The sequence below is a fragment of the Leptothrix toolikensis (SeqCode) genome (assembly GCF_057922285.1).
In genome coordinates this window covers 1-12,715 of sequence record NZ_JBYSVC010000001.1, presented here as the reverse complement: position 1 = coordinate 12,715, position 12,715 = coordinate 1, and the positions used below count along the sequence as shown (strand labels likewise).

Here is a 12,715-nt window from a genome sequence, read left to right as displayed (position 1 = left end):
TTCGATACGGCAATAACACCCACTAGGACGCGGCAGAGACAAGGTCGGCCATGCGCTTGTAGTGGTCAGGGTCACAGTGCCGAATGAACTCCAAAAGCTCCTGAAGAATTGCTGGCGTCTCGGAGAGTACTGACGGATCGTGGTCAGGTTCTGCTACTTGGTCGAAGTGCGAGTACGTATGCAGGAACCGCAGGATGCGTGTCTTTTTCGCTGTATCGTACTCAATGCATTCCAGTTTCTGGAAAAGCTCACCTGGCTTATCTGGGATTCTGAATGCCAAGAACGCCTCCAGAAGGCGTCGCGCAATATTTGGAATGGCGTAATAGGTCTCCAGTCTGGGCACGACAGCCTTGTTTGCCTCTTCGTGAACCCGTTTAAAAAGATAGTGGTACTCGGACTCGTACTGATGTAGGAATGGGTCAAGACTATCGAGTCTGGCGGTTCTCACTCCCCCGACGAACTCCGTCGCAAGCATGTAAAACCGTGCCGGCTGCTGGCTCACATCTTTCTTCTTTTGATTGGGAAGGTTGTAGTACCAATTCCTGACTTGCCGGAAGAAGGTGAAATTGTGTGTAAGTACAAAAAGTTGTCCTGCTTCTGCGGTTCGCTGTTTCAGGAATCCGAATGCACTGAACAGCGAATTAGCGTCTAGACTGGACACAGGATCGTCAATCACGACGATCCCAGTTTCAAGATCAAAATCAGTAGCCTTCAGCGATTTGAGAAAATACAGGAATGCAATCGCTGTGCGTTCGCCGTCGCTGAGATGCATTGCCGGGTGACCACCACGCATAATCCGATAGCCATTTTGCTCAACTTCGAACCGCAGTTCGTCACGGCCGAGGTATGCTGCGACCTCTTGGTTCAATTCTTCTGCTGGTCGGCGATGTTGCCGAACTTCCAATTCCAGCTCGACGATTTGAGTCTTGAGTTTTCCTGCTGCCTCACGTGCCGCATTGGCTTGGTCTCTGGCCTCCGTCACCGCATTCGACTTTTTCTGCCACTCAGGCAGTGCCCTGAGTACCTCATGTTGTGCCAAAGCGGATCGCGCCTTCTTCACTTCATCGTCGAAGGTATCCGTATGCTGGTTGTGCTGCCTAATTATTTCCGTCAGCTGATCAAAGGCTGTTTTTCCGATGGCTGCACCCACGGCTGAAATACCAGCAATAACAATCTGAAAAAACACTTCAATACCACCAGCAGGAGATCCTTCGGCCGTAGCATTGGTAATGAAGTGGGCGAGATCTAACACTTTGAATGGTTCGTCCCGCTTGGATTTCAGCGCACGGAGCAAGACATCCAGAGCCATTGGAACTGTGCCAGCTTGTTGGGTGAGAGTGCCCATTGCTTTCTGGTACGCCGGCCGGAGATTGGCGTAGAGCGCTTCCTTGGGTGGCACACGAAGTACCTTCGGAAACTCCCGCGCTTCCTGGATCTCAGCGACGAGACTGTCCACGTCGGAGACAAAATGTTTGAACTCGTTGTTGAAGTGCGCTTCCAGCTGTTGAATCCGGCACTCGGGGAGAGGCTGATCGCAGAACCGGCAGTTGGTAGTCAGATGCTGTCCACGGTGCAGGCCTAAACCTGTGTTCACCCACGAGGCCACGCTCGGGTTATCAACCAGATCGCTGAGCACGGCCGAAACCACTGAACGCCTGAGCATTTCTTTCGTTCGGGAGGTCAGGCCAACAACATCAGGAAATTGAATCTTCGGTTCAACGACTCGCTCCAGTGCCTTGCCATCTTTGGTTGCCAAGTGCGCTTGACGTTGTTCATCCGTTAACTGCGGCGGCAAGGTTGAGCGTTTGACTAGTGCCTGAACTTCAGCTTTGAAGCTGGCTGCATTGTAGTTATTGAACGGTCCGCCACCGGCTACCGTGAGCAGATTCTTGATGCCCTTCGCTTCTTCGGAGCAAATGGTTTCAAGCGCAGAACTGGCCTCCACCTTCTTGCGATCCCAACGCGATTCGGATGCTACCTGAGCGGCCGATTCCTTCGAAAGCTCTTCAATACGTCTCTGCTTCTCAACACTGTCTTCCCCGAGGAAAAATACAGGTGGCAGTTGCGTATTTGGTACCTCGAAGACACTGCGATCCACGGCATCACGATTGAACGTACGAACTGACGGCAAGGCTGCCGTGCCAAAGTCTCCCCCAGAAACCCGAGTGTGTCCGACGTTAATCTCAACAGCACCCTCAGTCAATGGCTGCTTTCTCTGGACCATGCGAAAAACATTCGAGAGCGATGTTTTCCCCGTACCATTCCACCCGTAGACAACATTAAAACGAGCAAAATCTGGCAGGCCAGAGGTCGGCCAATTGAAGTCACGGAATATTCGATAATTCTTGGCTTTTTGTAATCGTGTGATTTTCATATTTTCCCCCTTGATTCACTATTTCAATAGTTTATCAACTGATAAAGCATCATCCAGCCATGATATCCACCTCAAACTCCACCACATTCCGCGCCACCTTCCCAAACTCCACCCGACTAGGTGAATCGGCTCGCCCCGATGGTCACACAGTGTTACCTCACCCCTCCGGCAAAAACTCCTGCATCAACACCTGCGCCATCGCCCAGGGGCAATCCTCCGGGAAGGTATCGAGGCCGGTTTCGTCGATGGCTTTGGTGACGGCGTCGGCCCAGGTGCCGGCGATCCAGTCGGGATCGGTGAGGGTGGCGTTCAGGCTTGGCGTCTGGCGCAGCGCGGCGGCAAGGGCTTTGCGCTGTTCCTTGATGGTGCGCGACCCGCTGTTACCGCGTCGGCCGGGTTGGTACTGCCACTTCAACAAATGCGCCAACAGGACCGCCATGCGGCTGGCGAGTTCGCGCTTTTCGCTCTTGCCCACGTCCTCAATCTCCTGCGCGATGTGTTCGATGTCGATGGCCGCAAGCTTGCCGGCGCGCAACAGCGCAGCCTGTTCGCTGGCCCAAGCCATCACGTCTTGTTCATACAGCGTTCCCATGGGGCAACTCCTTCAAGCTGAGGTCGCATTGTGAATGCTCCACCAAGGTGTAGCTACAAAGGGGCTCATCGCCGTCCCCTCACCTAGAATCCTGCGCACTTCATATCGACACTCAACAACACAAGGAAACGCAGAACATGGGCGCGCAATGGAAAGCCAAGCACAAGGATCTCGCAGCCAACGCCAAGGGCCGGCTGTTTGGCAAGCTGTCCAAGGACATCATGATTGCGGCCCGGCATGGGGCGGACCCGGCGGCCAATTCGCGTTTGCGATTGGTGCTTGAACAAGCCCGCAAGGTCTCGATGCCCAGAGATACCTTGGAGCGCGCCATCAAAAAGGGCGCAGGCCTCACGGGTGAGGCGGTGCATTTTGAGCACGCCATGTACGAAGGCTTTGCGCCGCACCGCGTGCCGGTGATGGTGGAGTGCTTGACCGACAACGTGAACCGCGCGGCCTCAGAAATGCGCGTGCTGTTTCGCAAGGGCCACTTGGGCACATCGGGCTCGGTGTCGTGGGATTTTGAACACGTCGGTCTGATCGAGGCCGAAGCGGCTGCGGCTGGGGCGGATGTGGAAATGGCCGCCATCGAAGCCGGGGCCCAAGACTTTGAAGCCGCTGACGACGATGGCGTGGCCGTTTTTGTGACCGAGGCCACCGATCTTGACTTGGTCTGCCGCGCCCTGCCCGCTCAAGGCTTCACGGTGCTCTCAGCCAAGCTTGGCTACAAGCCGAAAAACCCCATCGCTCCAAGCAGCCTGAGCACTGAGCAGCTCGAAGAAGTCGAAGCCTTCCTCGCTGCGCTCGACGCCAACGAAGACGTGCAAAACGTGTTCGCAGGGTTGGCGGGCTGATCCACCTAAAGCGGCGTTACTCACAACTCCGCCCGTCTCGGCAGATCAGGCCCACGGCGGGTACAGGTGATGGCGGCGGCTTGGGCGGCGAAGGCAAGGATGGTTTGGCAAGTCTCTAGGCTGAGATGCGCTAAACCATCGGGGCTGAGGAGGCCGCGTTCGGCCAAGGCGACGAGGGTGGCGGCTTGGAAAGTGTCGCCGGCACCGACGGTATCGACCACATTGATGTCGGGTGAGTTGACCGCACAGGTGCCCGCTGCACACCAAGCTTGGGCACCACGCCCACCACGGGTCAACACCACCAAGCGCACGCCCACAGCGAGCCAACGCGCGGCCTGCTCTTCGGGGGTGGTCTCAGGGTAAAGCACCGCAAAATCCTCATCGCTGAGCTTAAGCAGATGGGTGCGGTAGCTCATCCACGCCACCGTGGCGCGCCAGACGGCCACATCGGGCTCAACGTTGAGGCGCACATTGGGGTCGTAGGCGATCACAGTGCTGGCAAAACGCTCCTGCACCAATTGGCGGATCGTCGTGCCGATGGGCTCAACCACACAGGCGTAGGAGCCAAAGTGCAGGGCCGCGACCTTTTGGGGCAGCCGCGCCAGATCTTTGGCCAAGACTTGCCGGTCTGCTCCGCCCTGACCGTAAAAGCGATAACTCGGCACGCCATGAGCGTCCAAACCAATCAGGCTCAAGGTGGTCGGTGCATCACAGGGCACCAAACCGCAAGGGTCGATGCCTTCGGCGCGGATGGCTTGATCGATGCGCTCGCCCAAGAAATCGCGTGAAATCGCGCCGAGAAAAATCGTCGGCTGCCCCAAGCGCGCCACGCCCACCGCCACGTTCAACGGCGAGCCCCCCACCACCGCATCCAACATCAGCCCCGTGGGCGTGAGCCGTTCTTGAAAGACATCAAGCAGCGACTCACCGCAAATCACCACGGGCAAGGCGGAAGACAACGAAGGGATCGAAGACGAAGGCGAAGGGGGTCGGTCGGGGCTCACGGGTTCTCCTGAGAAGGCACGGGGTCGCGCCATGGTGGCACCACCTTGGCGTGGATGCACTAGGGAAAGCACTAAATCAATCTCATTGATTTATTAACTCAGAAGACTAGCATTCGGTCCGTGCGCAACACCACACTACACCGCACCGGCCCTTCCTCGATCCCCCAACGGAGACAAGACACCATGAAGCACCTGAACCTCAGCCTCGCTGCCGCCACCCTCGCCTGCATGACCCTGATGTCCAGCCCCGTTCAAGCTGAGGACAAGATCGTCATCGGCCTGATCACCAAGACCGACACCAACCCTTTCTTCGTCAAGATGAAGGAAGGCGCGCAGGCCGAGGCCAAGAAGCTGGGGGTCAAGCTCATGACCGCCTCGGGCAAGAAGGACGGTGACACGGCCGCCCAGATCAACGCCATTGAGAACATGGTGACGGCCGGAGCCAAGACCATCCTGATCACCTCCAGCGGCGACGCCATCATCCCGGCGGTCAAGAAGGCCCAAGCCAAGGGCGTGCAAGTCATTGCGCTCGACAGCCCCTTTGACGGCGCTGACGCCCTCTTCGCCACCGACAACTACAAGGCCGGCATCCTGATCGGCCAGTACGCCAAGGCCTCGCTGGGCGACAAGCCGGCCAAGATCGCCATGCTGGATCTCTTTCCCGGTCATCCGGTGGGCGCGCAACGCCACAACGGTTTCATGAAGGGCTTTGGGCTGCAAGCGCTGGACACCAACTCGAAGGAACTCTCCAGCACGCCTGAGACCGTTTGTGCAGCGGATACCGACGGCAACCAAGCCAAGGGCCAGACCGCGATGGAAAACTGCCTGCAAAAGGACGCTGCCATCAACGTGGTCTACACCATCAATGAACCCGCTGCGGCCGGTGCTTACAACGCGCTCAAGAAAGCCGGCAAGGAAAAAGGCGTGCTGATCGTCTCGGTGGACGGTGGCTGCGCGGGCATTGCCGACGTGGGCAAGGGCGTGATCGCCGCGACGTCGCAGCAATATCCGCTCAAGATGGCGTCGATGGGTGTGGCAGCGGGCGTGGACTACGCCAAGGGCGGCAAGAAGGCCAGCGGCTATGTCGATACCGGCGTCACGCTGATCGCGGGCAAGGCGGTCAAGGGCGTGGATAGCAAGGACGTCAAGACCGGCACAGACCTCTGCTGGGGCAAGAAGTAATCCGTCATCGCCAAGGAGATAACCACCATGACCACCTTCAAGGACAAGTTACCGCCGCTGAGTCAGCTCGGGCCCTTCATCGCCTTGGCGGTGGCGTGCGTGATCTTTGGCTTCACCACCGACCATTTCTTCAGCGGTGACAACTTCGCGCTGATCCTGCAACAAGTCATGGTGGTGGGCGTGATCGCCATCGGCCAGACGCTGATCATCTTGACGGCCGGCATTGATCTGTCGTGCGGCATGGTGATGGCGCTGGGTAGCATCGTCATGACCAAGTTTGCGGTCGATCTGGGCATGCCGGCCCCGCTGGCCATCCTGTGCGGCATCGCAGTCACAACGCTGTTTGGCCTGATCAACGGTTTGCTGGTGACGCGCATCAAGTTGCCGCCCTTCATCGTCACGCTGGGCACCTTCAACATCGCTTTTGCCATCACGCAGCTCTATTCCTCATCCCAAACGGTGACGGATGTGCCGGAGATGATGACGTGGCTGGGCAACACCTTCTTGCTCGGCGGCTCGCCCATCGCCTACGGCACGGTGCTGATGCTGGCGCTCTATCTCGTCGTCTGGTTCTGGCTGCGTGACACCGCCTCCGGCCGCCACGTCTACGCCGTGGGCAACAACCCGGAAGCCACCCGCTTGGTGGGCATCCCCACGGAGCGCGTGCTGCTGGGGGTTTACGTGCTGGCCGGGCTGTTCTATGGCATCGCCTCGCTACTGACCGTGGCCCGCACCGGGGTGGGTGACCCGAATGGCGGCCAGACTGAAAACCTCGACGCCATCACCGCCGTGGTGCTGGGCGGCACCAGCTTGTTTGGCGGGCGCGGCATGGTGCTGGGCTCGCTGGCCGGGGCCATTGTGGTGGGTGTGCTGCGCAATGGGCTCACGCTCATGGGCGTGTCCTCGGTCTACCAAGTCTTGATCACCGGCATCTTGGTGATCGTGGCGGTGGCGGTTGATCAACTTTCACGCAAGGGAGGCCGCTGATGGCTTCGAACCGAATCGTCATGCAGGCTAGAGGCCTGGTGAAACGCTACGGCCAAGTCACTGCGCTGGACGGCGCTGACTTTGAGCTGCGCGCCGGTGAGATCTTGGCCGTGATCGGCGACAACGGCGCGGGCAAATCCAGCCTGATCAAAGCGCTGTCGGGAGCCACCATCCCCGATGAAGGCACGATGGAGCTCGACGGCGAACCCATCCACTTCAAAAGCCCGCTCGATGCGCGTCGGGTGGGGATTGAAACGGTCTACCAAGACTTGGCCGTGGCCCCGGCCATGACCATTGCCGAAAACCTCTTCCTTGGTCGCGAGCTACGTCGCGAGGGCTTTGCCGGCTCGGTGTTGCGCATGCTCGACAAGAAAAAGATGCTGGAGATCAGCATTGAGCGCATGAACGACCTCAAAGTTGGCATCCGGTCCATGACGCAGGCGGTCGAAACCCTCTCAGGCGGTCAGCGTCAGTGCGTGGCCGTGGCTCGCGCGGCGGCCTTTGCTGAACACGTGGTGATCCTCGACGAGCCGACCGCCGCCTTGGGCGTCAAGGAAGGCAACATGGTGCTGGAGCTGATTCGGCGGGTGCGCGACAAGGGCCTGCCCGTCATCTTGATCTCGCACAACATGCCGCACGTCTTTGAGATCGCCGACCGCATCCACGTCGCCCGGCTGGGTCGGCGCGCTGCCATCCTCGACCCGAAAAAGATCAGCATGAGCGACACCGTGGCGGTGATGACCGGAGCGATGGCCCCGGAGCAGATTCCGCGTGAATGTTTGGCCCACTGAGCGCGCGCGAACAAAAGATCAGGAGAAAACCCCATGCTCAAAGGTATCGACCCTCTGCTGACGCCCGATCTGCTCAAGGTCTTGGCCGAGATGGGCCACGGTGACGAAATCATCATCGCCGACGCCAACTTCACCGCAGCCAGCCTGAGCGTTGGCGCGGACGGCCAGCGCAAGCCCCTGATTCACCTGCCCGGCGCGGGCGTGGCACGCACAGTTCAAGCGGTGCTGAGTCTGCTGCCGCTGGACGCGGCGGTGACTCAGCCCGTGGCCTATATGCATGTCTGTGGTCAACCCGAGGGTTATCGCAGTCGCCAACAGCGCGACGTGGTCGAGTGGCTGGTGCGTGAGGGTCATGCCAAGGCCGAACAATGTGAGGCGGTGGAGCGCTTCGCCTTCTATGATCGCGTCCGCCGAGCGTTTGCCATCGTCCTCACGGGCGAGTTGCAGCCCTACGGCAATGTCCTTCTCAAGAAGGGTGTCCTCAGCGAAACCCTCGATCCATGACGCACCACGCAGCTCCCCTCCTCCAGCTCCGCCCCCGAGGTTCCAACCATGTTGGGATGCGCCAGTACAACGAGCGGGTGGTGCTGCACGCCATCCGCCTGCATGGCGACTTGCCCAAGGCCGAGTTGGCGCGGTTAACGCACCTCAGCACCCAGACCATCTCGCTGATCGTCAACAAACTGCTCGACGATCAGTTGCTGATCAAGTGCGCGCCCTTGCGGGGGCGCATTGGCCAGCCTTCGGTGCCGATTGCGCTCAACCCGGATGGCGCTTTTGCCATCGGCATCAAGATCGGCCGGCGCAGCATGGACGTGCTGCTGATCGACTTCACCGGCAGCGTGCGCCTGCGCCTAGAGCGCAGTTACCCCTTCCCCGATCCGCTCACGCTCTTCGACAACCTGCAAGCGATGCTGGGTGATGCCATGGCGCACTTGCAGCAGATCAACGCAGGCGCACCCGAGCGCCTTACCGGCATCGGCGTGGCCGCGCCCTTATCGCTGGGGGGTTGGCAAGCGCTGCTGGATGTGCCGCCAGCGCAAGCGCAGGCGTGGAACGAGATCGACCTCTACAGCCGCATCCAAGCCTTGCCGGCGGTGCGCGCCCTTGATTTGCCGGTGCATCTGCTCAAAGACACCGCTGCGGCCTGCACCGCCGAGCTGGTCGCCGGCCGGGGCCATAGCCTGAAGAGTTTTCTGTATCTCTTCGTCGATACCTTCATCGGCGGCGGCTTGGTGCTTGACAGCCACTTGCACAGCGGCAGCAGCGGTAACGCGGGCGCGGTGGGTTCGATGCCGCTGCATGCGGCCCAACCGGCTGGTCCGGTGCCCGCACAGGTGCTGAGCCAAGCCTCGCTGCTCAATTTGCAGCGGCTTTTCTCAGCAGCGGGGTTGGATATCGACGCAGCTCAAGACGAGCGCGCCCTTCAGGCGCCTTGGCGAGCACTCACCGAGCGTTGGCTGGCGCAAGCCGCTCAGGCCACTGCGCTGAGCATCGCCAACGCCGCTTGCTTGCTTGATCTGGGCCACGTCGTTCTCGATGGTGTTTTCAGTCGCACCTTGCTGACCGAACTGATCGTGTCCACCGAGCGCGCCCTGAACGCCCACAGCTGGGAGGGCGTGACCCGACCCACTTTGCACGCCGGCACCATCGGCAGTGATGCCCGGGCGCTCGGCGGCGCACTGCTGCCGCTACACGCTGCTTTCGCCCCCGACCCCGAAGTTTTTCTTAAAACCGGGCACCCACCGCGAGGATGAGTTCCTTGTAGTTGAACGTCTGCGAGGCTTTGTCCTTCTGCGCGCTGGTCCAGACATCTGGCAGATCGACATAGCCCATCTTGGCGGTCGTGCGCACGAAGAAACGCTTCAGGAAATCGGTCTCGAAGCCTGCACCCAAGTGGGCGCTGTAGCCCGCCAAGTGGAATTCATCGTTACGTGCCCGCCCCATCACACCCAATTCGACATTGCTCTTGGGCAACACGATGCCCGCGCCGACCAAGCCGAAAACACGCGAGTTAGGCACAAAACCAAAGACCGTCACCGGCTTTTGCTTTTCCCATTCGACCGACAGCACATTCAGGCCGTCGGTGTGCTCGTAGGTCAAGAAGTTGGTGCTGAGCACCTGGTTGCCGGACTGCGCTAAACCATTGATCGCCCCCGAGATGCCCACCAATTGATCGGTGGCCATCACGTACTTCATGTGATCCAAATTGATCGCGATGGCCGTGTTGTCAGCGTACTGATAGGCCAAACGGACATTGGTTTGCGGAATGGTGATACGCAGCGGATTGAGGTAGGTCTGAAAGATATTGGCCAAGGTCAGATCGGACTGCCGGTCGTTGGCTTGAACGTTGGCCAGCGTGAAGTCATGTCCAGCACCTTGGAAATGAATATCGCTGCTCGAATAGTGTTCGCGGTTCCAACCCCATGAAAACGACCACTTACGCGCATCAGCGGGCGGTTTATCGGCGGTTGCAACGGGAGTTTGGGCTTGGGTTTGTTGGGCCGGCTTGGGGGCGGTCCAAACGGTGGGCGTCGATTGAGCCCAACAGGCGGGTGCGACCAGCAAGAGACTAGCCAGCAACGACGGGATGCGTCCAACGCAGAGGGAAGAGGTCTTCATGTAGGGGATGTATGTTCAAAAGGGCACCGTGCGGCCGGCTAGCTTACAGACATCACCCCTTGGGTGAGCCTGTCCCAGATCAAGCAGTGTATTCACTGATCAATGACCTGCTCCATGCGCTTGGCGCGCATCACTGGGTCTTCAGTCAACGGCAGCGTGGTTTCAGTGCTCGGTGTGGCGGCTTTGGCGGCGTTAACCAGTTTGCGCTGATCCTTCAGCACCGTGACGGTGCCGCCCACGCTGTGTTCTTGGCTACCCGCCGGACAGTCGCCGTCGGTATAGACGACGCTCGCACCTTGGCGGCACTTGCGCATGCCGCCGGTGGATTTTTGGGCGGGCTGAGCCGTTTGAGCCGCTGCGGGCAGAGCAGCGGCGTCATCCCGCCAAGTGCGCTCCTGCGTCACCACGGGCGGCGGCGGATTGAGCCAGCGCTGGATGAAAGGAGCCTCGCGGTAATGCCAGCCAAAGCTGGCGATCAGACCAAGGAGAAGGGTCCAAAAAAGCGTTTTAGCGATCAAGAGTCACTCCCGGTTGCATTGGCCCTGCTTTTCCAGCCAATAGGCGATGTTACCGAGCACCACCACGCTGCCCGAAATCACCGCAGAGGTCGCGGCCACAGCACCGGCCACCACCAGCATGGCCGCGCATTCCTCGTGATGGCAATGCTGCATGCCTTGCAACACGACAGGTTGAAGCTCGAACTCCTTGGACGTGACGCGGCAATCCCGGTCGTACACCGGCTTGGAGGTCGGGACAAATACACAGGCCATCAACATCAGCAGCGGCACGATCAGGGCCAGCAAGGTCAGCGGGCGAAGGGTTTTCAAGCGTTGGCGCTCCCATAACATTCAGGGGGAGTCAACTTACGCAACGCCAAAATTCGCCGCGCCATGTGCTCTGCTGCGCCTCGGTGGGCGGTGGCAAAGGTGGTGGCGGCTTGGCGAGCCAAGGCCAAGGCGGGTGGATCGCTGGCCCAGTGCAGGGCGAGATCCAACGCTTCAGGTAGATCGGCGCAACGGCGGGCGGCTTGGGCGGTTTGGGCACCTTGGGCGGCGTCCTTGAAGTTGAAGGTATGCGGGCCCATCACCACGGGGCAGGCGCAGGCGGCGGCTTCGATCAGGTTTTGGCCGCCCAGCGGAGCAAAGCTGCCGCCCAAAAGGGCGACATCGGCCAAAGCGTAATAGGCGGGCATCTCGCGCATCGAATCGCCCAACCAAACATCAGCTGTGGCCAAGGCTTGATCAGCCTCCGCCTCTGTCCAGCGACTGCGCCGCACCAAACTCAAACCTGCGGCTTGAACCATCGCGGCGACTTCATCAAAGCGCTGCGGATGGCGCGGCACCAACACCAACAGCGGCCGTGGGCGCTTGGCGGCGTCGCAGCGTTGGCAGAGTTGCTGCCAAGCAGCCAAGAGCGGTGCATCCTCGCCTTCGCGCCAACTGGCCGCCAAGATCAAGGGGCGTTTGGGATCGGCATGGCTGCGCCAACGCTGACCCAACGCGAGCAAAGCAGGGTCGGGCGTTATGTCGAACTTGAGGTTGCCCAACACCTCGACCTGAGCGGCCCCGGCTTGACGAAAACGCAGCGCGTCAGCCTCGGTTTGCGCCAACACGGCCTTGAGGCTTTCCACCGCAGGGCGCATCAGGGCATGCAGTCGCAAGGACTTGGCCAGACTGCGCTCTGACAAGCGACCGTTAGCCAGCACCACCGACACCCCGGCGCGGGCGCTCTCGGCTTGCAGATTTGGCCAGACCTCGGTTTCCATCAACACACCGACCTGAGGCTGCCAAGCGCGCAAAAAACGGCGCACCGCCCCGGGAGTGTCGATGGGCAACCAAAGCTGCACATCGCCCTGCCGAAGCAACGCCTGCCCGGTCTCCCGCCCGGTGGCGGTGCCGTGCGTCAAGATGAGTTGGAGATCCGGCTGCTGCTGACGCAAGGCGCACAACAAGGGCTCAGCCGCCCGGGTTTCGCCCAAGGAGACCGCGTGCAGCCACAGCCTAAGCGGCTTGGCACCTGCCTTGGGCAGAAGACGCGCATCGGCACCATAAAAGCCATAGCGCTCAGCCATGAAGCGCCCGTACAGCGGCTCGGCCCGAGCCCGCCAACGCAGGCGCAGGGGCAGCAGCGGTGCCACCACCGCACGCATCAAGGTGCTGTACAGCCCGAGCGCCAGTGTCCCTGCCAAACTTTTTGCCAAACGCATCAGTGCGCAGCGGCCTGGAACGTGGCCTCCGGCAAGACTTCGCGCAGCAAGCTGAGGAACTGCGCTTGGATGCGCGCCAAGGCTTCAGCGGTGTGACCTTCAAAGC

13 protein-coding genes are annotated in these 12,715 nt (G+C 60.2%); 6 read left to right on the top strand and 7 right to left on the bottom strand.

Annotated elements, in window-relative coordinates; genetic code table 11:
* Nucleotides 1–22 precede the first annotated feature (22 nt).
* Entirely contained in the window at nt 23–2,374 is a 2,352-nt protein-coding gene (locus AC3VI7_RS00065; protein ID WP_489668614.1) for an AAA family ATPase, read from the bottom strand.
* 157 nt (nt 2,375–2,531) lie between these two features.
* Nucleotides 2,532–2,966 carry a DUF29 domain-containing protein gene (locus AC3VI7_RS00060; RefSeq protein WP_489668613.1) on the bottom strand — a complete coding sequence of 145 codons (435 nt, stop codon included), beginning with the start codon at nt 2,964–2,966 and terminating at the stop codon, nt 2,532–2,534.
* 137 nt (nt 2,967–3,103) lie between these two features.
* Here AC3VI7_RS00060 and AC3VI7_RS00055 point away from each other — a divergent pair, with 137 nt between their 5' ends.
* Nucleotides 3,104–3,817, top strand: coding sequence for a YebC/PmpR family DNA-binding transcriptional regulator (locus AC3VI7_RS00055; protein WP_489668612.1), 714 nt, complete (start codon nt 3,104–3,106; stop codon nt 3,815–3,817).
* Nucleotides 3,818–3,837: 20 nt separating this feature from the next.
* Here the strand turns inward: AC3VI7_RS00055 and AC3VI7_RS00050 are convergent, their stop codons facing one another.
* Nucleotides 3,838–4,854 carry a carbohydrate kinase family protein gene (locus AC3VI7_RS00050; RefSeq protein WP_489668611.1) on the bottom strand — a complete coding sequence of 339 codons (1,017 nt, stop codon included), beginning with the start codon at nt 4,852–4,854 and terminating at the stop codon, nt 3,838–3,840.
* A gap of 195 nt (nt 4,855–5,049) precedes the next feature.
* On the opposite strand from AC3VI7_RS00050, the gene AC3VI7_RS00045 reads away from it, so the two are divergent.
* The 5 genes from AC3VI7_RS00045 to AC3VI7_RS00025 are packed head-to-tail and all read left to right on the top strand — an operon-like array spanning nt 5,050 to nt 9,538.
* Entirely contained in the window at nt 5,050–6,003 is a 954-nt protein-coding gene (locus AC3VI7_RS00045) for a sugar ABC transporter substrate-binding protein (protein ID WP_489668639.1), read from the top strand.
* Nucleotides 6,004–6,030: 27 nt separating this feature from the next.
* The gene (locus AC3VI7_RS00040; protein WP_489668610.1) at nt 6,031–6,990 is read left to right on the top strand and encodes an ABC transporter permease; all 960 of its coding nucleotides are present in this window, start codon (nt 6,031–6,033) and stop codon (nt 6,988–6,990) included.
* Complete coding sequence (locus AC3VI7_RS00035) at nt 6,990–7,781, top strand: ATP-binding cassette domain-containing protein (RefSeq protein WP_489668609.1); 792 nt, start codon at nt 6,990–6,992, stop codon at nt 7,779–7,781. Before AC3VI7_RS00040 ends, AC3VI7_RS00035 begins: the two co-directional genes overlap by 1 nt.
* A 33-nt stretch (nt 7,782–7,814) precedes the next feature.
* Nucleotides 7,815–8,285 carry an RbsD/FucU family protein gene (locus AC3VI7_RS00030; RefSeq protein WP_489668608.1) on the top strand — a complete coding sequence of 157 codons (471 nt, stop codon included), beginning with the start codon at nt 7,815–7,817 and terminating at the stop codon, nt 8,283–8,285.
* A complete protein-coding gene (locus AC3VI7_RS00025) occupies nt 8,282–9,538 on the top strand; it encodes an ROK family transcriptional regulator (protein WP_489668607.1) in 1,257 nt (418 codons plus the stop codon). Before AC3VI7_RS00030 ends, AC3VI7_RS00025 begins: the two co-directional genes overlap by 4 nt.
* On the opposite strand, the gene AC3VI7_RS00020 is transcribed toward AC3VI7_RS00025, so the two are convergent.
* The 4 genes from AC3VI7_RS00020 to AC3VI7_RS00005 form a co-directional block, all read right to left on the bottom strand.
* On the bottom strand, nt 9,510–10,403 hold the full coding sequence (locus tag AC3VI7_RS00020) for a hypothetical protein (protein ID WP_489668606.1): 894 nt from the start codon (nt 10,401–10,403) through the stop codon (nt 9,510–9,512). The genes AC3VI7_RS00025 and AC3VI7_RS00020 overlap by 29 nt on opposite strands.
* Before the next feature lie 92 nt (nt 10,404–10,495).
* Entirely contained in the window at nt 10,496–10,921 is a 426-nt protein-coding gene (locus AC3VI7_RS00015) for a hypothetical protein (RefSeq protein WP_489668605.1), read from the bottom strand.
* A 3-nt stretch (nt 10,922–10,924) separates the two neighbouring features.
* On the bottom strand, nt 10,925–11,230 hold the full coding sequence (locus AC3VI7_RS00010; protein ID WP_489668604.1) for a hypothetical protein: 306 nt from the start codon (nt 11,228–11,230) through the stop codon (nt 10,925–10,927).
* Nucleotides 11,227–12,609, bottom strand: a complete 1,383-nt coding sequence (locus AC3VI7_RS00005) for a 3-deoxy-D-manno-octulosonic acid transferase (RefSeq protein WP_489668603.1) — start codon at nt 12,607–12,609, stop codon at nt 11,227–11,229. Before AC3VI7_RS00005 ends, AC3VI7_RS00010 begins: the two co-directional genes overlap by 4 nt.
* Nucleotides 12,610–12,715: the final 106 nt, after the last annotated feature.